This is a genomic window from Dysgonomonas sp. 520 (genome assembly GCF_010501095.1).
Taxonomy (GTDB): Bacteria; Bacteroidota; Bacteroidia; order Bacteroidales; family Dysgonomonadaceae; genus QVMP01.
Window position 1 is genome coordinate 96,919 of sequence record NZ_QVMP01000001.1, and the last position, 25,219, is coordinate 122,137.

At 38.3% G+C, this 25,219-nt stretch carries 19 protein-coding genes; 15 read left to right on the top strand and 4 right to left on the bottom strand.

What is annotated here, in order from left to right; genetic code table 11:
• Nucleotides 1-14 precede the first annotated feature (14 nt).
• A complete protein-coding gene (locus tag D0T56_RS00405) occupies nt 15-2,363 on the bottom strand; it encodes a transglycosylase domain-containing protein (protein WP_163318166.1) in 2,349 nt (782 codons plus the stop codon).
• A 524-nt stretch (nt 2,364-2,887) separates the two neighbouring features.
• Here D0T56_RS00405 and D0T56_RS16670 point away from each other — a divergent pair.
• From D0T56_RS16670 to D0T56_RS00430, 6 genes are all read left to right on the top strand, one after another.
• Nucleotides 2,888-3,010, top strand: a complete 123-nt coding sequence (locus D0T56_RS16670; protein WP_255490939.1) for a hypothetical protein — start codon at nt 2,888-2,890, stop codon at nt 3,008-3,010.
• Nucleotides 3,003-3,836: a T9SS type A sorting domain-containing protein gene (locus tag D0T56_RS00410; RefSeq protein WP_163318167.1), complete on the top strand. Its 834-nt coding sequence runs from the start codon at nt 3,003-3,005 to the stop codon at nt 3,834-3,836. Before D0T56_RS16670 ends, D0T56_RS00410 begins: the two co-directional genes overlap by 8 nt.
• Nucleotides 3,837-4,018: 182 nt before the next feature.
• Nucleotides 4,019-4,975, top strand: a complete 957-nt coding sequence (locus D0T56_RS00415) for a T9SS type A sorting domain-containing protein (RefSeq protein ID WP_163318168.1) — start codon at nt 4,019-4,021, stop codon at nt 4,973-4,975.
• Between the two features lie 204 nt (nt 4,976-5,179).
• A complete protein-coding gene (locus D0T56_RS00420; RefSeq protein ID WP_163318169.1) occupies nt 5,180-6,100 on the top strand; it encodes a T9SS type A sorting domain-containing protein in 921 nt (306 codons plus the stop codon).
• A gap of 19 nt (nt 6,101-6,119) precedes the next feature.
• Nucleotides 6,120-11,018 (top strand): C25 family cysteine peptidase, encoded by a 4,899-nt coding sequence (locus D0T56_RS00425; protein WP_163318170.1) that lies wholly within the window; start codon nt 6,120-6,122, stop codon nt 11,016-11,018.
• A gap of 24 nt (nt 11,019-11,042) precedes the next feature.
• Complete coding sequence (locus D0T56_RS00430; protein WP_163318171.1) at nt 11,043-12,326, top strand: tail fiber domain-containing protein; 1,284 nt, start codon at nt 11,043-11,045, stop codon at nt 12,324-12,326.
• A gap of 60 nt (nt 12,327-12,386) precedes the next feature.
• Here D0T56_RS00430 and D0T56_RS00435 read toward each other — a convergent pair whose 3' ends face one another.
• The 3 genes from D0T56_RS00435 to rsfS all read right to left on the bottom strand — a co-directional run bounded on the left by D0T56_RS00435 (nt 12,387) and on the right by rsfS (nt 15,793).
• Nucleotides 12,387-13,229 carry a phosphatidate cytidylyltransferase gene (locus D0T56_RS00435; RefSeq protein WP_163318172.1) on the bottom strand — a complete coding sequence of 281 codons (843 nt, stop codon included), beginning with the start codon at nt 13,227-13,229 and terminating at the stop codon, nt 12,387-12,389.
• A gap of 119 nt (nt 13,230-13,348) precedes the next feature.
• Complete coding sequence (gene ftsH, locus D0T56_RS00440) at nt 13,349-15,367, bottom strand: ATP-dependent zinc metalloprotease FtsH (RefSeq protein WP_163318173.1); 2,019 nt, start codon at nt 15,365-15,367, stop codon at nt 13,349-13,351.
• Nucleotides 15,368-15,433: 66 nt separating this feature from the next.
• Nucleotides 15,434-15,793 (bottom strand): ribosome silencing factor, encoded by a 360-nt coding sequence (gene rsfS / locus D0T56_RS00445; RefSeq protein ID WP_163318174.1) that lies wholly within the window; start codon nt 15,791-15,793, stop codon nt 15,434-15,436.
• Nucleotides 15,794-15,976: 183 nt separating this feature from the next.
• Between rsfS and D0T56_RS00450 the strand changes: the two genes are divergently transcribed.
• From D0T56_RS00450 to D0T56_RS00490, 9 genes are all read left to right on the top strand, one after another.
• Nucleotides 15,977-16,276 (top strand): GNAT family N-acetyltransferase, encoded by a 300-nt coding sequence (locus D0T56_RS00450; RefSeq protein WP_163318333.1) that lies wholly within the window; start codon nt 15,977-15,979, stop codon nt 16,274-16,276.
• Between the two features lie 13 nt (nt 16,277-16,289).
• Nucleotides 16,290-16,523, top strand: coding sequence for a (4Fe-4S)-binding protein (locus D0T56_RS00455; protein WP_163318175.1), 234 nt, complete (start codon nt 16,290-16,292; stop codon nt 16,521-16,523).
• A 235-nt stretch (nt 16,524-16,758) separates the two neighbouring features.
• Nucleotides 16,759-17,793, top strand: a complete 1,035-nt coding sequence (locus tag D0T56_RS00460; protein ID WP_163318176.1) for a bifunctional oligoribonuclease/PAP phosphatase NrnA — start codon at nt 16,759-16,761, stop codon at nt 17,791-17,793.
• A gap of 22 nt (nt 17,794-17,815) precedes the next feature.
• Nucleotides 17,816-18,391, top strand: coding sequence for a DUF4827 family protein (locus D0T56_RS00465; RefSeq protein ID WP_163318177.1), 576 nt, complete (start codon nt 17,816-17,818; stop codon nt 18,389-18,391).
• 14 nt (nt 18,392-18,405) lie between these two features.
• Nucleotides 18,406-19,791, top strand: a complete 1,386-nt coding sequence (glmM, locus tag D0T56_RS00470) for a phosphoglucosamine mutase (protein WP_163318178.1) — start codon at nt 18,406-18,408, stop codon at nt 19,789-19,791.
• A 310-nt stretch (nt 19,792-20,101) separates the two neighbouring features.
• Nucleotides 20,102-20,392, top strand: coding sequence for a putative quinol monooxygenase (locus D0T56_RS00475; RefSeq protein WP_163318179.1), 291 nt, complete (start codon nt 20,102-20,104; stop codon nt 20,390-20,392).
• Nucleotides 20,393-20,499: 107 nt separating this feature from the next.
• Nucleotides 20,500-21,258 (top strand): 5'-nucleotidase C-terminal domain-containing protein, encoded by a 759-nt coding sequence (locus D0T56_RS00480; protein WP_163318180.1) that lies wholly within the window; start codon nt 20,500-20,502, stop codon nt 21,256-21,258.
• Nucleotides 21,259-21,383: 125 nt separating this feature from the next.
• Nucleotides 21,384-22,229, top strand: coding sequence for a bifunctional UDP-sugar hydrolase/5'-nucleotidase (locus D0T56_RS00485; protein WP_163318181.1), 846 nt, complete (start codon nt 21,384-21,386; stop codon nt 22,227-22,229).
• 2 nt (nt 22,230-22,231) lie between these two features.
• Nucleotides 22,232-25,213 carry a glycoside hydrolase family 3 N-terminal domain-containing protein gene (locus D0T56_RS00490; RefSeq protein ID WP_163318182.1) on the top strand — a complete coding sequence of 994 codons (2,982 nt, stop codon included), beginning with the start codon at nt 22,232-22,234 and terminating at the stop codon, nt 25,211-25,213.
• The last annotated feature ends 6 nt before the right edge of the window (nt 25,214-25,219 follow it).

The window sequence follows — 25,219 nt, forward strand, 5'->3', positions numbered from 1 at the left end:
ATTTTATCTCGACTTTAATTGAACGATTCGTCAATGCCGACTACCTGTTCCACTTCGTCATTGCCTATTTTATTGGCACAAGGATCAGGATTTCCTGCAACCTTTTCAAATTGCTTGTTCGGATTGTAGCCTAGTTTGGGGTCGGCGTATACTTTTTGCATAAACAACCCGAAGATAGGCAGTGCCATTGCAGCTCCTTGTCCTTCCGATGTGCTGTCGAAGTGAATTGTACGTTCTTCTCCTCCAACCCAGCAACCGCCAACAAGTTCGGGCGTGAAACCCATAAACCAACCATCGGCATTCTTCTGTGTTGTTCCGGTTTTTCCACCCATAGGGCCTTTAAGTCCATACTTATATCTCAACCTGCTACCTGTACCGCCATCAACCACACCACGCAGCATTGTCAGCATTTTTACGTATGTCAGTTCATTAAATACTTCCGACATTTCGGGATTGAATGTTGCCACGATATTGCCATAAGCGTCCTCGATACGGGTCACATATATCGGTTTCGAGCGGATTCCCTTGTTTACGAATGCCGTATATGCGCTAACCATTTCACCCACAGATACATCATGTGTGCCAAGAGCCAGTGAAACTTGCGCATCAATTTGTCCCGTTATACCAAACGAACGCAACAATTTTGCAAATGCATACGGAGATGACTGGCTCATCAGCCAGGCTGTGACCCAGTTGTCGGAGTTTTGAAGCCCCCATTTTATAGTCACCATATTTCCGATCATAGAGGCTCTTCCTCCTTTCGGACTCCAAACCTTTCCGTTTTCTAGCGTAATATTCTGCTGTTGATACAACATCTGATCGCAGGGTGTACGTCCGTCAATCATAGCCAGAGCATAAAGATATGGTTTGATTGTTGACCCGATTTGCCTTCTTCCGATGTTTATCATATCGTATTGGAAGTATTGAAAATCAATACCACCTACGTATGCTTTCATGTGTCCGTTTTGAGGTTCCATAGCGGCAAAACCCGTGCGTAGAAACCCTTTGTGATAACGGATAGAATCCCACGGAGACATGATGGTGTCTATATCGCCACCTTTCCACGAAAATATTTTCATGTCAATAGGCTTTTTAAACTCATTGAAAATGTCATTTTCAGACATTCCAGCTTTTGACATGTTTTTATATCGATCCGAATTTTTCATAGCCTTCCGTAGATGTGTGTCTACGTTTTTGGCGTCGTATGCGGCATACGGAGCATACGATTTTCCTTTCTTAGTTCTGGCGAAAGATGGTTGCAAATATCCACCCATGTGTTCTTTTACAGCATCTTCGGCATAAGTTTGCATACGGGAATCTATTGTGGAATAAATTTTCAAACCGTCGGTGTATAGGTTATAATTTGAACCATCTGATTTTTTATTTTTGTTGCACCAACCATACAACGGGTCTGTTTCCCAAGCTATCGAATCATTTTTATACAGTTCCATCTGCCACGATTCGTAATTCGCTCTGACCGGCTTTTTCGCAGTCATCGCCTTACGCAGATATTCCCTGAAATAGGGTGCAAGCCCATCTTTATGGTCAACTCTTTTATAATCAAGCACCAGATCTGTTTTCTTTAGAGACTCTGCTTGTTCCTTAGTGATGTAACCCGCTCTTGCCATCTGATCCAACACCACGTTCCGTCTGCCTTTGGTGGCTTCAGGGCGTCTCCGTGGATTATATTTCGACGGATTCTGACACATACCTATCAGTGTGGCAGACTCTTGAATATTCAGTTCCTTGGGTGTTTTATTGAAGTATACTCTGGCTGCCGACTGTATTCCTACGGCATTGTTGAGAAAGTCGAACTTATTCAAATACAGGTTGATAATTTCTTCCTTCGTATAGTAATTTTCCAGTTTAACGGCGATAACCCATTCCACAGGCTTACGTAGGGCACGTTCTTTCAGATTTTCGGATGGTGGTGAGTATAACTGTTTTGCCAACTGCTGAGTGATGGTACTACCTCCTCCGGCACTTTTCTGGAACATAAATATTGTCTTCACCAACACACGCCCCAAGGCATAAGCATCAACACCCGAGTGTTTGTAGAAGCGTTCATCCTCTGTTGCAACCAATGCCTGTGTCAGATAAGGAGACAGGTCTTCGTAGTTTGAGTAGATACGGTTTTCCTTGCTTTGAGAATATGTTCCCAGCAATTCATTATCAGCCGAATATACTTGAGAGGCATATTTATCGATCGGATTTTCCAAGTCCTTGATAGGAGGAAGGTATCCGATAGCCCCAACCCAGATTAAAGTAAAAATAAATATAACAGACAAAATACCTGCGATAAAAATTCCCCATAATATTTTTATTACAGGTTTCTTTTTCTTCTTCTTTTTCTTTTCTTCCATATTCAATATAAAGACTTGACACACAAAGATGCAATGTGAAGCGCAAAAATAAGCAAAACCAACGAAATTATTTGCAATGTATCTGAAATAAGGTTTCAGACCTTTTTTGTTGATCCGCCAACTATAACAGTCACAGTAAGTTATAATCCGAAAATATATCGTTAAATATTTCTGTCACTTATACGGCAGAATACCTCAATTCTTAATATTATTGAACAGATGTAGTTCTTATCCATGAAACCTCTGACCAAGCAAAATAAACAAGTTGCTTATTGTTAGGCAAATATTTGTGTTTAATAATCTGTAAAACAATTAAATACATGAAAAACTTCAGTGTAAATTACGAAAAATATAACTATATAAAAGCTATTGCTTTATTTTTGCAATTATAAATATATTTTAACACATTTGAGTTTCAAACTTTTCGAAAAATGATATTGTGCCGTTTCAGGTATAGTATCTTCTATGCAAAATACATATCTGAATTTTAAGAAAATAAAAGTTAAACTTAATATTCTATGCTTATGAAGGCAAAAAAAACTACTCTTGACAATTGTGGTTCTCCTAGCATGGTGGAACGTGAAACCAATGCAGGCACAGGATGTATTTCCTACATCGGATGCTATATGGGTGATACATATGTATGAGGCTTTTAAAGGTGGACAACAGTTTGTATATGGTTTGTCTGGTGATACCATAATGAATGAACTGACATATCAAAAACTTTATTTACTGAATGACACTACATTGAATATTGACAGAGGAGACGTTTTTGTGGCAGGCATTCGACAAGTAGATAAAAAAGTGTTGGTGCAGCCAGCAGACAAAAAAGATGGCTCTAAGTTTGAAGAGTTCTTGATGTATGATTTCTCTAAAAATGTGGGTGATACAATTTATTTTGATAATAGGCCTTATATGGGATATGGGAATTTTTGCTCTACATTCGAATGTGTTGATAAAAACGATATTAGAGGTATGGTTGGTATATTAATGAGCATATTTGAAAATGTATATGATATTGCTCCATGGACAGGTTCAGGAGATTTATGGATGCCAATGATTGGGAGTATTAGAGGAGGTCTATTTTTTTCATACAGAGGCTTTTTTAGTGGACCTGGAGGATCAGAAGGTTGCGAATTAATTTGTATGAAAGAAAAGAATAACGTAAAATACATGAAAGAAGGCTGTACGTCTTGCTTTGAAACACCAACAGCATCAATTGAAAATAATAATATTGAAAACCAATTAAAGGTTGCTTACAAACAAAAAGATAAAATTATTAAAATCATTTTTAGCGAGTTTGTTCCCGGATTAGATTTTGTCCTATTTACAGCAAATGGAGAAGTCGTAAATACTTTCGCCTTAGCCGATTCTCTAACCAACATTAATGTCCATTCTCTTTCTGCTGGACTATACCTATATAAAATTGCAGGAAAAAATAGATACCAAAGTGGAAAGTTAATTATTGATTAAAATGAATTTATAATATATGAAAAACCACTGCTTTATTTTTGCAATTATAAATATATTTTAATATATTTGAGTTTCAAACTTTTCGAAAAATGATATTGTGCCGTTTCAGGTATAGTATCTTATATGCAAAATACATATCTGGATTTTAAGAAAATAAAAGTTAAACTTAATATTCGATGCTTATGAAGGAAAAAAAACTACTCTTGACAATTGTGGCTCTCCTAGCATGGTGGAACGTGAAATCAATGCAGGCACAGGATGTATTTCCCACATCAGATGCTATATGGGTAATACATAAATATATTGAAAAAAATGAACAGATAATATATGGTTTATCTGGTGATACAATAATCAATGAGCAGACCTATAAAAAGCTCTATTTGTTGAATGATACTACATTGAACATTGATGAAGGAGACATTTTTGTGGCAGGCATTCGACAAGCAGATAAAAGAGTATGGGTACAACCAGCAGACAAAAAAGACGGCTCCAAATTTGATGAATTCTTGATGTATGATTTCTCAAAATCAGTTGATGAAGAAATAAATTTTGGAAAAAAACCTCCAATGATGGGATGGCCTCCTAACAATTGTTTCTCATTTGAATGTGTAAGTACAAATATATATAATACAACAGGAGTAGTATATAGTGTAGAAAAAAATAATGATAATGTTTTTTTGTATATAGATACAGAAAATTCTATAGGTCTTGATATATGGATAGAAGGTATAGGGAGTCTAGGAGGACTATTTTTTCATCCTCTTCAGTTTCCAAGTGGGTTTGGTTCTCCAATTGGTTATCAATTGATTTGTATGAAAGAAAAGAATCACGTAAAATACATGAAAGAAGGCTGTACGTCTTGCTTTGAAACACCAACAGCATCAATTGAAAATAATAATATTGAAAACCAATTAAAGGTTGCTTACAAACAAAAAGATAAAATTATTAAAATCATTTTTAGCGAGTTTGTTCCCGGATTAGATTTTGTCCTATTTACAGCAAATGGAGAAGTCGTAAATACTTTCGCCTTAGCCGATTCTCAAACCAACATTAATGTCCATTCTCTTTCTGCTGGACTATATCTATATAAAATCACAGGAAAAAATAGATACCAAAGTGGAAAGTTAATTATTGATTAAAATAAATTTATAATATATGAAAAACCACTGCTTCATTTTTGCAATTATAAATATATTTTAATATATTTGAGTTTCAAACTTTTCGAAAAATGATATTGTGCCGTTTCAGGTATAGTATCTTCTATGCAAAATACATATCTGAATTTTAAGAAAATAAAAGTTAAACTTAATATTCTATGCTTATGAAGGCAAAAAAAACTACTCTTGACAATTGTGGTTCTCCTAGCATGGTGGAACGTGAAACCAATGCAGGCACAGGATGTATTTCCTACATCGGATGCTATATGGAGTGTCTATGTATATTCATATGAACCAACAAAACACTTCATTTATGGCTTATCAGGAGATACCATTATTAATGAACAGACCTACCAAAAACTTTATTTATTGAATGATAGCACATTGAGTATAGATGAAAGTGATGTATATATCGGAGGAATAAGACAGAATGAAAAGATTGTTTATTTAAAACCTGCTGATAATATTTATGGTACGATTCTAGAGGAATATATTTTGTATGATTTTTCAAAAAGAACAGGAGAAAAAGTCTTATTTGGAAGGTTTTATACCGACCCATATTACAATGAGCCGACACTAAAACACATAACAGAAACATCAAACAATATAGATGATATTATAGAGAAAGATGAGATCGTAAATTTAGGTAGAATGATACAACTAAAGGAAACTAGAGAAAAGTGGATTGAGGGAATTGGTAGTCTCTCCGGATTTTTTTTCTCTCCGATTACTTATCCTTTAGATGGATCTGGAAAACCTCTGGGAGGAAGTCTTATTTGTATGAAAGAAAAGAATAAAGTAAAATATAGTAATCTCGAACATTGTGGAACATGTTTTGATTCTCCTGTAAACTCTATTGTGATTAACAATATCAATAATCAAATTAATGTAAAATATAATGAAAATACAAAATCACTAGAAATTCATAACACTATAAATGATGTTTTCTTTAAACTTATAATGTATAATATTAATGGTCTCAAAACGAAGGCAATCGAAAGCAATATTTCGACAAGTATTGATTTGTCAAATTGTGCTCGGGGAATCTATATCTATCAAATTATAGGTGAAAACATCTCTCAAAAAGGGATATTTATTACTCATTGAAATATTTAATGTAACATCTATGAAGAAATCATTTTTACTGCTTACAACTTTACTACTATCAATGGGGCTATTTTCCCAGGTTGGAGGGAGAGTTAATTTTGCGCCTAGTGAGTTAGAGGTAATATCATATGGAGAATTCGTTCGGTTTTCTTTACCAAACACAGAATCTGGGGATGATGTTGGCACCCCTGAATTACCATATGTAATTCAATCTTTTATAATTCCTACAAATGCTAATGTAACAGGCATTCGAATCAATACATTGACAAAACGAAAATTGCCAGGAGCATTTTACGTATATCCATCACAGCCTCCAATTCCTGTGAACAACAAATATGAGGGGGCATTTAGAATGGATACGGTTTTGTATAATACACAGTTACCATTTCCAAACAAACCAGTCTCAATAGTTTCGGATCATTATGAATTGGGTTATCGTATTGTAACTGTAGGTATCTGCCCTATAGAATATATTCCTCGCTCAAAAGAAGTATATCTTTGTAATATAGACTTCAGTTTGGAATATTCGGCTACTGTTCCGTTGAAAAGTGAATCAGAAGAATTGTCAAAACAATCCCAAATACAAAAAGATTTCGTAAAAAAACATATTAAAGCTATAGTACAAAATCCCGATGATGTGGAGAGATTTTATCCATCAACGACCATTGTATCCCAGTCAAAAGGAATTGTTGAGCAAAAAATGACAAAATCATCATTCGTAAAAGAGGAGATTGTTCCCAGATATATAATAATTACGAATAACGAATTAAAGCCGATATTTCAGGAACTAGCAGACTGGAAAACAAAGAAAGGTGTACCCACCATAATCAAAACTACAGAAGAAATTATCCCAAATTACAAAGGAGTAGATGTCCCTGAAAAGATAAGGAATTATCTGATAGAGGCTAGATCGAAATGGGGTACTGGCTTGTTTGTTTTATTAGGTGGCAATACAGATATTATACCTGGAAGAATAGTGTCAGGATATCCTACCGATTTATATTATGCAACAACAAGAGGGACATGGTATTCTGGTAACAGGTTTTCGGCATCTGTTGATGGTCACGATTTTTATCTGGGAAGAGCACCAGTGAAAGATATTGCAGATGTACAGACTTTTATCAAAAAAATATTAACTTATGAAAAAGCAAAAGATGTAGATCGTGAATATTATAATAATTTTCTTGTTGCTTGTGCACATCTAGATAGATCTGATTGCATATCACTTTCTCAAAAAGAGCAAATAAGATTTACAAGAGGAGGATATGAAGAATATTTGAAAACAATTAAACATGTTAAAGAGACCAATTTACCTTCTCATATAAAAGAAAAATCAATATTAATGTATGACAATTTTGATTGCTCTGGCACAAAATATAATTATAAAAATTACAATGACACAATTTGCTCATACAAAATGAGCAACGGATCGGTAATCGAAGTTCAAAGACCAACTCCACCATATTCTATAGATTGTCCAGTTGCAGATATTGAATTGAATAAAATAAACTTTTATTCACTATTACAGAAACAAAATCAACCAAATAAGAATATACATATTGTCTACCACTTAGATCATTCGAGTATAAGTAGCATTGGAGCATCATCAAAAGACAAAGGAATGGATATAACAAAAGAAGATATTTTCCGACTAAACAATGAAAATTATTTGCAAATCATGTATTCGGCAGGTTGTAAACCTGCAACTTTTAATTACGACTGCTTTGGTGCAAATTATTTAAACAACTCTAATGGTGGATGTGTTGCTTTTATTGGTAATTCTGATGATGGCTACTATTATGAACATGACGAATTTGCCAGATTTATTGATTACTTATATAATGATACTACTTGTTACAATTTAGGATATGTTTTTCGGAATACGAGTAAACCAACGAATACATCTGGTAAACGCCGTTTAACCCTCCTCGGCGATCCCGAGATGCCTGTGTGGACGGCAACACCGCAAAACCTGAATGTTACGGCTAATGCCACACCCTCCACACCGGGCAAGACCAATGTAGCTGTCACAATAAACGGTTTTCCCTCTGATAAAAAAGCAATGCTCTGTATCATGAAAGGCAATGAAGCCTATATGGCAGAAGAAGTAACGGGAGCCGGTCCGCATCGTTATGAGATAGATTCATACACAAAAGACAGTATTGATGTTACTGTCACTTCCCATAATTATATTCCTTTCACAAAGCGTTATGCGGATTCGTCCAATTACAACACAAATGTTTCCATTGATAGCCTTGTTTTTTATGATAGCAATGGTGATAAACAACTTGATGCGGGAGAAACAATTGAATTGACTGTTCGGCTTAAAAACACGGGGTCGGCAACAGTAAACAATGTTTCAGCGACTCTCAACTGCACATCTTCTCATATAATAATGCAGGAACCGTTGGCAAACTTTGGCAATATTGTAGCAGGCGGAACCAACTCATCGCTTACGAAATATAAATTCAAGATAAAAGAAAATGCACCCGAGATATTGAAAAACGATACTCTGGGTATGGCTATTACTTTCAGGTTGGATATAAAGGATGCAGCGAGTGCTAATTATTATGATAAATTCAACATAGAAGTGCATACTCATAAAATTGAAGTGAGAGATCAGACTATTATCAATACAACCAATAATAACAAAATTATAGAACCGGGAGAAGTTGTAAGGATGAAGGTTGATGTATTCAATGCCGGAAAAGCAGAAACAGCAGGTCTTAAAGCACAGATGATTCAAGAACCACCTATAGTTATCTTTTCTGGTCCATGTACTTACCCTAATATAAAATATCAGGAAACAATGCAAAACAATTCCGAGTTTACATTTTCTGTTTCTAATTCTTACATTACAGGTAGTGCTTTAAATATCCGGTTGGCTATTGCAAATGCTTATGGACGACAAGATACACTCTCTTTCAATCTGCTAGATAAACCAGGTAATATACTTTTCGACAATATAAAATTTGAGAGTGACAAGACAGAGATCGCCTTATACTGGAATAAGCCTTTAGGAAACTTTACCATACAAGGTTATAACATTTACAGGAGCGATACAGAGAATGGAACTTATACGAAAGTAAATACATACCCTGTCCCTCATACTTATTTCAAGGATTATAATCTCCAACCACTAAAGAAGTATTACTATAAAATAAGCGCTGTTTCAAATTCGGGGAATGAAGGGAACCAGTCAGGTGTATTTACCGCTTGGACTACCCCTCCTGCTTCCGGGCTTTTCCCTGTAACAATGAATATAAGTATTCCTAATTCGAGAATGATAGCTCCAATAGCCTACGATGTGGATAACGATGGTAAAAAAGAGATTTTCACTGCAATGGCGGGAGAGGACAACTCTAAGGTAGGGCATTTGATAGGTTTGAATCATGAAGGTAAAGAATTATTCGATGTAGATAATAATGTAACTACAACGGGCGAATTTTCCAACCTGGATGCTGTAATCAGAGCCCCAGTAGCTATTGGTGATTTGTATGGAACAGGCAAAAACTATATTGTTTCCGTTACACGCGAAAATTACGGAAATCAGAACTATATAACTGTCTATGGCATGGAGAAAGATGAAAACAATAGACCCCGAATCGAATTCAAAAAAATACTCCCTTCGAATGAATATTATCAGCAGGCTCCGATATTAGCAAATATTGATAATAGTCCGGATGGATCTATGGAAATCATCCTGCATTCAGATATAGATAACAACCTGATAAAGGTATTGGACAATCGTTTAGAGGAACTATGGTGTGTAGCAAATCCTTCGGTTGACAAATGGAATGCGGGTGCGCCTGTTGTCGCTGATATAGACAATGATGGAAGAATGGAAATAATAGCAGGATGCCGTGAAGGTATATACATCTGGGATTGTTATGGAAAACGATTTATAAAATCAGGTCCTCCCAATTATGATTATGATGAATGGTACTATAGTTCTCCGGGGTATTCGTTCCATCATACACCCGTGGTTTGCGACCTTTACAACAACGGACAAAAGAAAATTATTATGAGGGCAAATAGAGGAGCAGATGAAAGCTATATTCACGTTACAGATTATAATGCAAACCTTGATGTCAAATGGGGAAAAGAGCATCAGAAGATTACAAATATTGGAAACAAAGATGGAGCATTTCCATTTTCAGTAGGTAATTTGACTGGAACAGGGGGACTTGAGATTGTAGCTTCGGGTAAAGATGCACTTAAGGTATGGGATAGTAACGGTAATATTATTTTAAACAAAAGCATGGAGATTGAATCTGCAATGCCTCCTATCTTGGCAGATCTGGATGGAGACGAAGAAATTGAGATACTGATCGCACCTAAAAAAGATGGTAAGATTTATGGATTAAAGTTGGATGGCTCTGATGTTGCAGGCTTCCCAATACAGATACCATCAAATTATCGCCATGCACCATACTTATCTGTTGCTGATATTGATGGTGATGGGAATAGTGAAATAATGGCAGTAGCTAATGGTGTTGTATATGTTTGGAAAACGAATGGAAATGCAAATAGAATTGAATGGGGAAGTTCAAGGCACAATGCTCAAAATACTGGAGAACATGGAATAATATGTCCTCCGTTGTTGATAAATACAAATACTCAATGGAATAATACACAAAATATATGTGGAAATATCATAATAGAATCCGGGAAAAGTTTAACATTGGAATCAAATGCAATAATTACAATGGAAAAGCAAGCTTGTATTATTGTTAAAGAAGGAGCGTCATTGATAGTCAACGGCGGAAAAATCTATCAAGCTAATGTCAAGGCTCTGTCAGGCAGTAATGTCCAGTTGAAGAATAATGCCTACATCAAGTTGAGGCATAGTGGACAATTCGAGGTACAACTAGGTGCAGTTTTTGAAAATCAATATGGAACAATTGACAAATATTAAAAATCTAACAAAAACATAAGAACTATGAAAGCATATAAATTATTAACGATAGCAATATTATTATCCATCTCGCTAGTTGCAACAGCACAATTTAAAGTAGACAGTAATGGTAGAGCCAACTTCGGAAGCGCAACCACGACTAATTATAGTAAGTTAAATATTGGAGTTGATGGATATCGTAACGGAATAGCTTTTTCGAATGGATCAGGAACTCCGTTCTATATCTTCAGGAGTGGTGATAATGCATATCTAAGTAGAAACACAAATAGCCAGAAAGGATTATTTATGAACAATATGGGTCAAATTGTTATCGGACGGCAGGCATATGATGGATCTACAGGCATACAGGGACGTGTTACAATATATCCATCAACCTTGCAAACCAGTTTAGCTGTCTTTGGGCATTGGGATATTTCAAATGGCGGCGACATACTTAAGGTGTTGTCATATAATCCATTGGCAGCCAGTTATGCTGGCTGGTATATAGATAAAACAACCAAAGAATGGCATAAAACATTTTTCGTATTAACAAATGGTGAAGTTTACTCGAACTTTCACTTGATCACATCCGACAAATCAACGAAAAGTAATATCGAGACAATAACTTCGCCACTAGAAAAAGTGATGCAACTAAGAGGGGTTACCTTTAATTCTCAATTTACCGATAATCAGGAAATTAAAATTCAGGATATGGAAGAATATCGAAAAAAAGAAGGACAATCCGAAATTATAAATTTCAAAAGTACATCCGAACTAGTTCAGCAGATTAATTTAGAGAAGAAAAGAAAGCATATGGGAGTTGTGGCTCAAGAAGTAGAAAAAGTTGTCCCCGAAGTGGTGCGTACATCTTATGATGGGAAAAAGGCTGTTTCTTATGTCGAATTGGTGGGCTTATTAATTGAAGCCATGAAAGAACAACAAGTACAAATTGAAGATCAGCAACAGCAAATAGAGAATCTTCAACGATTAGTATCTCCTAATGTTATGACAAAAAAAACCGGACAAGATGAAGCAATATCGTCGGATATATCCGGTGTTGTTATCTCTAATAATAAACTGTATCAAAATATCCCCAACCCGTTTTCGATAAATACAGAGATACGTTATTTCTTGGAAGATAATGTTAAAAATGCAAATCTTTATGTTTATGATATGCAAGGGAAACAAATCAAGAATATAACAAATCTGTTTAGGGGAGAAAACTCCATAACAATCAATAGCTACGAATTAACTCCGGGAATGTATATTTATTCCCTCATTGCAGATGGTAGAGAAATAGATACCAAGCGAATGATTTTAACAGATTGATATTAATCGGTGATGATAAAAAATAAGAACAACCTATTCTTAAGAAAATAGGTTGTTCTTTTATAAAGTTGCGATAAATTGTACGATCTTCAAATAAACAAAAAGTGCCGGAATAGAGAATATCAGGCTGTCGAACCTGTCAAGAATGCCTCCGTGCCCCGGCAATATGTTGCCTGAATCTTTAACCCCTACAGTTCGTTTCAACAGCGATTCTATCAAGTCGCCCCATGTTCCGAACACAATCACAATCAGACCAAAACCCAGCCATCCTGCAACATGAAATTCGTTGTAGAAGTGAGAGAAAATAAGTGCGGTGAGCAATGTAAACGCGGCTCCACCAACAGAACCTTCCCACGATTTTTTAGGCGATATGCGCTCAAACAGCCTATGTTTTCCAAACTGTGAACCAGTCAGATAGGCAAAAGAATCGTTTACCCACAGCATCACCAAAAGAGCCAATAGGAAAATAGAGTGGTATCCGCCGGCATTATTCGTAAACACCAGATAATTAGCCAGGGAGAAAGGAAGTGCAATGTATGCCTGCCCCATCAATGAATAGGCTAATGACCTGACGGCTGAAGACCGTTTGTTATAGAGAGTAAAAACAAATAAAAACTGTATATAAATAAGGTATGGTATAAAGACAACCGATGAAGTATATAGTCCCGAATAATACGCAAAAGCCGCAAGAAACAGCAGCAGTCCGCCCAATGCGTTGAGTTTTTCCGGAATATTTGTTTGTTTTGCACTGTTTATCAGACCATAAAACTCCCACAGGGCTAGGGATTGAATTAAAGCGAAAACTATAAGAAAGGTATATTGATTGAAGAGTATACTACCCAAAAGGATTGCAACAAACACAGCTCCTGTCAGTATACGGGTTATAAGGTTTGGTAATGCCACTTATTTATCTTTTATGTTCCTATTATATTAAAAACGAACGAAATTATAAAAAAGAAAGATGCAATTCAAGCCGAATTGCATCTTTTAAAACATAAAGATACCTTATTTGTCTTTTTTTATTATTCCGATTGGTTTTCTTCGGCCAAAATACCGGGAGAATCATCACCTTTTACATCTGCGGGATTTTCACTGCGAGCAGCCAGATCACGTTCTTCGTCCATCAATTCTTCTGCTCTCGATTTCCATTGGCGATCGCCGAAAATAGCTTTCAGATCGTCAGCAAAGATGACTTCTTTTTCCAACAACTTAGCCGATAATTTTGCATGCCCTTCGGCATGTTCTTTAAGCAATGCCTTAGCTCGTTCATATTGGGCATTGATCATTTCACGTACCTCTTTGTCTATTTCAAGGGCAGTTTCTTCACTGTATGGCTTTGTGAAACCATAGCCTTGACCGGTTGAATCGTAATAACTCAAATTAGAAAGCTTGTCGCTCATTCCCATATACGAGATCATGGCATAAGCCTGCTTTGTAACCCGCTCCAAGTCGTTCACGGCTCCTGATGAAATGTGACCGATAAACACTTCTTCGGCAGCACGTCCGCCCAATAAGGCGCACATCTCGTCCAGCATTTGCTCTTTAGTGGTTATCTGCCTTTCTTCGGGCAAATACCATGCTGCACCCAGAGCTTTTCCCCGAGGTACGATGGTTACTTTTACCAACGGATTGGCATGTTCCAGATGCCAGCTCAGTGTTGCGTGCCCTGCTTCGTGTATGGCAATGGCTTTCCGTTCGTTAGGTGTAGTTACTTTATTTTTCTTTTCCAAACCGCCGATAATCCTGTCTACGGCATTGGTGAAGTCGTCTTTTTGTACTACTTTTTTTCCGTTACGAGCAGCAATCAACGCGGCTTCATTGCAGACATTAGCTATATCTGCCCCCGAAAAACCGGGAGTTTGACGTGCCAGAAAATCAACATCTACCGTATCGTCTATTTTTACGGGACGCAAGTGAACCTTGAATATCTCTTGCCTTTCGTTCATATCGGGCAAATCTACATATATCTGACGGTCGAAACGTCCGGCTCTCAATAATGCCTTATCTAAAATATCGGCACGGTTGGTAGCCGCAAGAATAATCACACCGCTATTGGTTCCGAAACCATCCATTTCGGTAAGTAGCTGGTTTAGTGTATTTTCACGCTCGTCGTTAGATCCCATATTTGGGTTCTTGCCTCTGGCACGACCTATTGCGTCAATTTCATCTATGAATATGATACAAGGTGATTTTTCTTTCGCCTGACGGAAAAGGTCACGCACACGGGACGCTCCTACTCCGACAAACATTTCCACGAAATCGGAACCCGACATAGAGAAGAAAGGCACATCAGCCTCCCCTGCAACAGCCTTAGCCAGCAAGGTTTTACCTGTTCCCGGAGGACCTACAAGCAATGCTCCCTTAGGTATCTTACCTCCGATGTCGGTATATCTGCGTGGATTTTTCAAAAATTCTACTATCTCCTGAATTTCCTCTTTTGCTTCAGCCAATCCTGCCACATCCTTGAATGTCACCTTCAAATCTCCACCTTTGTCATACAACTGGGCTTTAGATTTTCCTACGTTGAAGACGCCGCCTCCGCCGCTTCCGCCACCACTGGTCATACGCCTCATTATAAAGATTGTAAAACCTATCAAAAAGATGATGGGTAACGAACTGATCAACAGGTCGAACATGTCAGAGCCGTTTTCGTAGCTGACATCAAGTTTTGCTTTTGCGTCATCGTCCAATGTATTGTAGAAATCATCGAACTTACTGGCAGAAGGTATGTAGACCAAAATACGAGGGTTTTTACCCACCTTTTCAGGCTCGGATTTGAATATCGACTGAACCGAATCGGGGCGTACTGTGGCTTCCAGCGAATTTTTCTTATTATAAACGATCACCTTTTCCAGACTATTCCCTTTGGCATAGCGTTGAAAATCAGACCATCCGACTTCTTTCACCAGCGAATCGCTGGCAAAGAACCACATCCCGATAAGAATCATGATTACAAGAGAATAGACCCAATAAATGCTAAACGGGATTTTCGGTGTTCCCTTGGGTTTATTCTGATTGTTATTATTACTATTATTTTCCATGCTTTTTTTATTCTAAGTAAGTGATAGAACTTGATGATATACCCTCCGGATTACTGTTCAGGGTAATTAATCAATATCGGGAATATTTTCCAATACTGCATCCTCCCACAGGTTTTCTATATTGTAGAATTCCCTGAGTTCGGGAATGAAAATGTGTACAATAACCGTACCATAATCTATACCTATCCAACGGGCTTCTTTTTCACCCTCCACAGATATGGGGCGTTCTTTCATTTCTGCTTTCAGATAATCGACTATGTGGTCTGATATAGCAGATACTTGCGTTGGGGTATTGCCCTCGCAAATAACAAAATACTGACAGATGGCACCTATCATGCCTGTCATGTCTACCGTTACAATATCTTTAGCCTTTCTATCTTGTGCTGCTGAAATAATTTTATTTACTAATTTTTTTACGTCTTCCATTCAATATAATTTATTCTAAGGATGCAAAGATAAGTCGTTTTTTTTAATAATTGATACTATTATTTTTTCGGACAGCATATTTTGAATGAGCAAAAATAATTTATATAGCCAAATGTAATCAACTAAACAATATATAGCGGATAGATGTTTAATCTAATAAACAGAAAACAAAACCGGACAAGTATTATGAAAGATTATGAATTGATTGATAACGACGCAGATAGCCAATACGAGTTTCATGTAGAGAAATATCTGGCAAAAATAGAGTACATAAAAACCCAAAACGGGGAAATCTACCTGACTCATACGGAAGTTCCCGTAGAGCTGGAGGGGCAAGGTATTGGTTCTCAATTAGTGGAAAAAGTGTTAAAAGATATTGATGCACAGAGTCTTCGCCTGGTGCCTTTATGTCCGTTTGTTGCCGGATATATAAAGAAAAATCCGGAATGGAGGCGTATTGTCATGAGAGGAATAAATGTTTAGAACCCCAAATGTGATGGAAAAGAAAATTAAATATTCGAATGGCGAACTGACTATCGTCTGGCAACCGGCGGTGTGTATACACTCCGGGGTATGTGTCAGAGCCTTGCCTTTGGTATACAGACCGAATGAAAGACCCTGGATAAAAATAGAAAACGCAACCACACAAGAATTAATGAGTCAGATAGATCAATGCCCTTCGGGCGCATTAAGTTATAGGTTGACGGAGAAAAAAGATACATTAGAATGATTGGATTGGTTAAGTTTAGGATATCAAAAGTAATTAGCGTAAACATAGGAAGTGCCTTGACGGGTGCTTCCTTTTTTTTATTGATAGGGCAGACGTTTGGCTAAATTGATTGTTAACAATTATGAAGTCGATAAGAATTCATGTAAATGATATAATTTTTTTCGTAATTTTGGCATCTGCAACTAAAATCCCGTTTAGGGATGTTTTAAGCGAATGTTTAAAATAATTTTAACAGATGATTTCAAAGGTAATATCTCAGGAAAAAATTTCGCAAGTAGAAGATTTTCTGGATAAATACGATAAGATAGTAATAGTAACGCATGTTTCTCCTGATGGGGATGCCATAGGCTCTGCTCTGGGTTTATGTCATTACCTGACAGATTTGGGCAACGATGTGACGGTGATAGTACCTAACTCTTTCCCTAATTTCTTAAGGTGGTTGAAAGGAGCCAAAGATATCCTGATATACGAAAAGTATGCCGAATTTGCCAACAAGCTGATTGCGGAGGCTGATTTGATCTTTTGTCTCGATTTCAATATCTTAAAACGAATTGGAGATATGGGGCTGTCGGTGGAAGCATCTAAAGCGAAAAAAGTGTTGATTGATCATCATCCCGATCCTGCCAATTTTTGCGATGTAACAATTTCTTATCCGCAGATTTCATCAACAAGTGAACTTATATTCAGGCTGATTTGCCGTATGGGCGATTTCGAGCAGATGAGCAAAGAATCAGCCGATGCTATTTATACAGGAATGATGACCGACACGGGCGGTTTTTCCTACAACTCCAACAATCCGGAGATTTACTACATTATCGGCGAATTGTTGAAAAAAGGCATCAATAAAGACCAGATATATTCGAATGTGTATCATAGTTATACGGAAGACCGTTTCCGGATGATGGGGTACGCCTTGTCTGAAAAAATGAAGGTTTTTCACGATTGCAAATCGGCTTTAATAACCCTGACAAAGGAAGAACAACAACGATTTAAAGCACAAAAAGGAGATACGGAAGGGTTTGCAAACCTCCCCTTGAATATAAAAGACATTGTCTTTTCGGCATTTATGCGCGAAGACGAAGGGATGATAAAATTGTCGTTCAGGTCGCAGGGAGACTTTCCTTGCAACACATTTTCGTCGCAATATTTTAATGGCGGAGGGCATCTGAATGCCGCCGGAGGTGAATTTTTCGGTTCGATGCAAGATGCCATAGACCGTTTTGAAAAGGCATTGCCCAAATTCATAGAAGTTTTCGATAAAATTAATTAATATAAACTATATACAATTTCTGATGAAGAAATATATTGGACTGACATTCGTTATAGCAGCTATTTCCTTGATTTTTATGTCTTGTGATAATGGTGTTTCGTACGCCGACCGGCTAAAGAAGGAGCGAAAACTAATAAGTGAGTTTATCGCGGAGAAAGGATTTGAGGTAAGGAATGGATTTCCCGCCGATAGTGTTTTCGAGAAGGGTGTGTATTATAAAGATCCTAAGACAGGAATTTATCTCAGCATACTGGATTATGGCGACTTGGAGCACAAGGCTAGCGCGTCCAACAGGTCTATGATTAGTTATAGATTCAACACAAGATTTTTCTTGGCGAGCGATTCGGTGGAAGCGAATTTTCCTGCAAACCAATCCGCCCAATTTCATTATCTGGGAGATGAAAAAACTTTATATGCTAACAAATCAACTGTATTGGGCTATACTTATATGTCGTATACGGTTGCAATGCCATTGAAATATGTAGGAGAAGGTGGTATTGTTAGTGTGATAGCTCCTTTTAATTACGGGTCTGCATATCAACAAGAGGCCTACGAGCCGTTGTGGTTGAACGAAATTAAATATTACAAAATTTGGTAAAAAAAATATAGAGTATGGCACTAATTAAATCAATCTCTGGCATCAGAGGTACTATTGGAGGCTCGATAGGTGAAGGGTTGAACCCTCTCGATACAGTTAAGTTTGTATCAGCTTACGCTACATTCATAAAGAAAACGACTAAAGTCGGAACAAACAAAATTGTTGTTGGTCGTGATGCTCGTATCTCGGGGGCAATGATGGATCAGATTGTAGTCGGAACCCTTATGGGGATAGGCTTCGATGTTGTTAACATCGGTTTGGCAACTACCCCGACCACGGAAGTGGCTGTTGTGATGGAAAATGCTTGCGGGGGAATAATCCTTACTGCCAGCCACAACCCAAGACAGTGGAATGCCTTGAAACTACTGAATTCGGATGGTGAATTTCTGAATGCAGTGGAAGGCAATGAAGTTTTGAGGCTAGCCGAATCGGAAGATTTTGTTTATGCAGATGTAGACGGTTTAGGAAAAGTATTCACAAAAGACTATACCGACGCACATATTCAAGCCGTATTGGACTTGGATTTGGTAGACGTAGAAGCTATTAAGGCGGCAGATTTTAAGGTTGCCATAGATTGTGTCAACTCTGTTGGAGGAATCGTCTTGCCAAAACTGTTAAAAAGTTTAGGCGTGAGTGAAGTGTTTGAATTGTATTGCGAGCCACATGGCGATTTTCCTCACAATCCGGAGCCTCTACCCGAACATTTGACAGACATTTCGTCGTTGATGAGTAAGGCGGGTGCGGACGTTGGGTTTGTTGTTGACCCTGATGTCGATCGTCTGGCTATAATATGCGAAAATGGAGATATGTTTGGCGAAGAATACACTTTGGTAGCTGTTGCCGATTACATATTGAAACACACTCCCGGAAATACCGTTTCCAATTTGAGTTCGAGTAGGGCTTTACGTGATATTACTCAAAAATACGGGCAAACTTATACTGCGGCAGCAGTGGGTGAGGTGAACGTGACATCGAAAATGAAAGAAACAGGAGCTGTGATTGGCGGTGAGGGCAATGGCGGAATCATTTATCCTGCAAGCCATTATGGACGTGATGCCTTGGTCGGTATCGCCTTGTTCCTTTCGCATCTGGCTCACGAGAAGAAAAAAGTAAGCGAAATTCGTGCAGAGTTGCCACAATATTTTATAGCTAAACAGAAAGTAGAACTTACACCCGATATTGACGTGGATGCTATTTTGGAAGCTGTAAAAAAACGCTTCTCATCTTACGATGTAACAGACATAGACGGTGTAAAAATTGATTTTCCCGACAAGTGGGTTCACTTGCGTAAGTCTAATACTGAACCTATAATCAGGGTATATTCCGAGGCTTCGACAATGCAAGAGGCGGAAGCCGTTGGAGCGGAAGTAATGGATATTATCAAAGAACTGGCTAAATAACAATTTAGTATTTAATATAGACGAATAGCGGGAGTTTCGATGAAAGTTCCCGCTATTTTTGTTTATAGACATTAAGTTATTATTGTACATAAAAACTAATTAATGGAATAAATTAGTAATAATTATTTTTCTTTTTTTTGCAAAGTAATAAAGTAAGTTAATATTTCGGCCCTTTTGGAGTATATGACCCGGTTGAATAGAAGATTTTCTTTAATTTTGATATGTCAGTCGGATAGATTGCATCCGCTTTTAAGAAAAAAAATTAAGAAACAACATTCGCCAAAGTCGGGGCGAAACAAATAAAAAAAGAATGGAAGAGTTAAAAATTGTAGCAACAATAGTTATAAAAGCTGAGTTTAAAAGTGATTTGGAAAAAATATTTCGCACCGTAGTAGACGAAACACGAAAAGAATCCGGTAATATTTCGTACGAATTGCATCAGGATATTCAAAATCCATTAAAATACATCATACTGGAAGTCTGGCATTCGCAAGAGGCTATCGACAAGCATAATGAGAGTCCGCATTTCAAAGCATTTGCTTCCGGCATTGATGGCAAAATAGACAGCTTGGCAATTAATGTGATCAAAAAGGTGTACTAAGATGTTATATTGAATAAGATATTGTTCAATTCGTTTGCAGTGATGTGTGGAAATGTTGAAGTCATCTTAATAAATCCGCACAAACTCTATTGTCAAAAGAAAAGTCGATGAAAAAAAGATTGTTTTTCCTGTTTATCATTCTTCTTACAATTTCTGCGTGTAAGCAGCAACGGTATGGCGTAACCTCGATGAGGGGAGAAAGGATATTGTTGGACGGTGGCTTCGACAAAAACCGGAACACCTCCGTGGTGCGGCTTGTTGATCACTACAAACAACAGATAGACAGAGAGATGTCTGTGATTATCGGACAATCGTCTCAGTATATGGAAAAGGGGCGTCCCGAAAGCCTCTTAACAAATCTTACTTCTGATCTGATGAAAGCAGAAGGAGACAAATTCACCAACGACAATTGCGATCTTGCCTTGATGAACGTAGACGGACACAGGGCTAGCCTGCCGAAAGGAGATATTACCATTGGTAATATGTATGAAATATTCTCTTTCGAAAATGCTCTTGTTCTGGCAAAATTGAGAGGCTCTGTTTTGAACGAAATTTTCGAATCGTATGCAAAAATGGGAGGAGCGGGAATTTCTTCATCAGCAAAACTCGTGATCAGCAAAGACGGAAAACTCGTAAGCGCCCTTATCAACGGGCAAGCTGTTGACAAGGATAAGGTGTATTCTGTTGTTACGCTCGATTATCTTGCCGGAGGCAACGATGGCATGGAAGCGTTGAAGAAGGCTGACTCCATCGAACCTCTCAACATAACGTTAAGGGATGCGATGATGAATTATATCAAACAAAAGGCGAAGGAAGGCAAAGTGATTTCATCGGTTTTGGATGAAAGGATAGTAGTAAAGGAATAAATATTATTCAATAAAGTTTGATAATACCAATTAAACATTGATTTATGTTTTAATTTGAAAATGCAGGGGAAGATCACACAAACAAAAAACGCTTTTCAAATACAGATTGGCATTAATAATAGAAAATGAAAGCATCAAAAAATATATTCGCACTATTGTTCTTATTGACCGTTTTGACAGGAACAATATCTGCCCAGAAAAATATCGTTATCATTCACACCAATGATACGCATAGCCGTATAGAGCCGATGCCGAAAACGGATAAAGAATATCCGGACAAAGGGGGTGTGATAAGGCGTGCCGACTATATCGGACAAATACGAAAAGAAAACAGCAAAGCACTACTTCTTGATGCCGGTGATTTTGTTCAGGGAACACCTTATTTCAATCTATTTAAAGGACGAGTGGAGGCGCAGGCAATGAGCCTTCTTAAATACGACGCCGGAACTCTAGGAAACCATGAGTTTGACTACGGATTGGATACTTTGAAAAGAATAATACAAGGGCTCAGCTTTCCTATTGTCAATTGCAACTACGATTTTTCCAACACCGTGCTCAGAGGCTTGGTGAAGCCATACATCACAATGAAAAGAGATGGTGTGAAAATTGGTATAATCGGTGTAGGTATTGACCCCGAAGGATTGATCGAAAAAAACAAATACGAAGGAATGGTATTTAACCCGATCATTTCTTCGGCAAACAAATATTCTCAAATTTTGAAAGAAAAAGAAAAGTGCGACCTCATCATTTGCCTTTCCCACATCGGATACGATACCAAAGAAGTGAATGATATCCGGCTTGCACAAGAAACCGAATATATTGACATTATTATAGGCGGACATTCGCACACTTATATGGAAAAACCCGATATACGCAAAAACCTTTCAGGAAAAGATGTGATGATTTTTCAACAAGGTAAAAACGGCTCATATATAGGACGGATTGACGTTGTACTTGATAAAATAAACTGAAAATGAAAAGATATTTCGCTTCGGCACTCATTATATTTACATCGGTCTTCGGATTTGCTCAAACAAACAAGATTGTTCCTAACATGGAAAAGAAAGCAGATCAGAAGAAAATGAACGCATGGGTCGACTCTGTGTTTAACACAATGACCCTCGATCAAAAAATAGGGCAGATGATTGTGGTTGCATTCAATGCCAACAATTCGGATGTGAACAAGAAAAAACTGCTCAGCCTTATAAATAACCAATACGTTGGCGGTATAATCTTTCGCAAAGGAACGGCTGCAGGGCAGGCGGGACTAGTAAATTATGCCCAGAGAAATTCTAAAATTCCGTTACTGGTTGGCGCTGATGCCGAATGGGGTTTATCTATGAGATTGGAAAATACTACCCGCTTTCCTTGGAATATGATGCTGGGCGCAATTCAAGAAGACTCATTGCTCTATCTCTACGGAAAAGAGATGGCTCGCCAGTGTAAATTGATGGGGATTCATGTCAATTATGCACCCGTGATGGATGTGAATACCAATCCCGACAATCCGGTTATCGGCGCCCGTGCCTTCAGCGACAATCCGGAGCGTGTGTCGCATCATGGCAGACTATTTTCTAAAGGCTTGGAAGATAACGGCATCTTGTCTTCTGCAAAACATTTTCCGGGGCATGGAAGCACATCTGCCGATTCGCACCACACCCTTCCGCTTGTCGACAGGGATTTAGAAACACTGAACGAAGAAGATATATCTGTTTTTAAAGATTACATTGAGGCTGGTTTTGGCAGTGTAATGGTGGGACACATGAACATTCCGGCACTTGACAAAAGTGGCGATCCCAGCAGTTTGTCTAAACCTATTGTGACCGATTTGCTTCAAGATCAGCTTGGCTTTTCCGGTCTGATCGTAACCGACGGGCTCGAAATGAAAGGCATTTCGGGAGAGCCTGATATGAGTGTCCGCCTTATCAGTGCAGGGAATGATATGTTGCTAGGGCCAATCTATCCTGTCAAGGAGTTCAATGCCTTGAAAGCCGCTGTGGCAAACAAAACCCTCAGCGAAGAACTGATAAATGAAAAATGCAAGAAAATACTGAGATGGAAATATATATTGGGTGCAAATAAGGCTGCCACCATCGATACTAAAAATCTGATGGCAAGCCTAAACTCACCTCATGCCGAATGGCTGAACCGCAAGCTCAATGAAAAGGCAATGACTTTGCTGAAAAATGACGGCAACATCATTCCTTTCAAAAATCTGGATAAGCAGAAAATTGCGGTTGTGTCTGTTGGGGCAACAAAAGGAAACTCTTTTCAGAGAACACTCAATCTCTACGATAATGTGGTTACATTCGAAGCTCCCGGCTCAGAAGCATTATCCGGACTGAGATCGTCTTTAGCCAGATATTCAACCGTAATCATAGCCATTCATGGCAACAAAGGCTATTCGGACAATGCAATAGAGAACATTCTCAAGGATAAGAAAGGAATTTTGGTCTTTCTTTCCAATCCATACAAGATAGGCAATTACCCCAAGTCCGTTAATGCCGCCGACGCCGTTCTGGCTGCATACGAAAACACCCGTTTTGCACAAGAGTATGCGGCACAGGCACTTTTCGGAGGTAACTCTATAAATGGCATACTGCCCGTAACGGTTCCGGGATTGTTTGATATGGGCGATGGTCTTAAAACAGAAAAAGGGCGTTTGAGCTACAACATACCTGAGGAGGTCGGGGTATCGTCTCAGAAGTTGGGGCGAATAGAAAATGTAATTCGGGAGGGTTTGAAAGAAAAAGCATATCCGGGTTGTCAGGTGTTGATAGCCAAAGATGGCGTTGTGATTTATAACAAATCGTTCGGCACGTTTACTTACGAATCTAAACAAGAAGTTACGGACGACGACATTTACGATTTAGCCTCCATGAGCAAGGCTACGGCAACCGTCCCCGCTGTAATGCAACTCTTCGATCAGAAAAAAATAGGACTGAACGACAAGTTGAGCAAATATGTTCCGGTACTCAAAAATACGGATAAAGCAAATATCACGGTCAGAGAAGCACTGCTGCACGAAACGGGGATGCCCTCCTTCATTCCGTACTACATGCCCGCCATAGACACGGATAGCTATAACGGAAAGCTCTTCAATGCCAGGCAAACCCCACTCTACTCGGCAGAATTTGATAGGACAACATGGGCTAGGACTGATTACAAGTTCAAGCCCAATTTGATTTCTGCAGTACCCAAGAAAGGATATGACCTTAAGATAGCCGACAAATTGTATGGCAATGTGGCATACAAAGACACTTTGCTCGATCTGCTGGCTAATGCTAAACTTCGTGCGACAAAAAAATACCTGTATAGTTGCCTCAATTTTATGTTGCTGAAAGAAGCTGTTGAAGAGATCAGCAAGGAAGACCTTAGCTCCTTTCTGCAAAAGAACTTCTATGAGAAGCTGGGGGCATATACCACTACTTATAATCCTTTGGAGAAATTCGGTAAGAATATGATCGTTCCTACCGAAAAAGATGATTTCTTGCGCAAGCAGCTATTGCAGGGGTACGCCCATGATGAGGGCGCAGCCTTCTTAGGAGGTATTTCCGGAAATGCCGGACTTTTTTCAAATGCCAATGATCTGGCAAAGCTATATCAGATGCTGCTGAACAATGGCGAATACGGCGGAGAGCACTATCTGAGCAAGCAGACATGCCGAACCTTCACTATCACCAAAAGCAGCACATCTCGTCGGGGATTGGGTTTCGACAAGCCGGATATACAGAATACCAATTCAAGTCCCACCAGTCCCAGTACACCGGTTTCTACCTATGGGCATACAGGCTTCACCGGAACCAGCTTCTGGATAGACCCGGACAACCAGCTGATCTATATATTCTTGTCGAACAGGGTATATCCTAAACGCACAAACAGGAAACTTATGAGCCTGAATATCAGATCGAGAATACAAGAAGAAATATACAACGCCTTGAATAACCCAAAATAGAAGCAA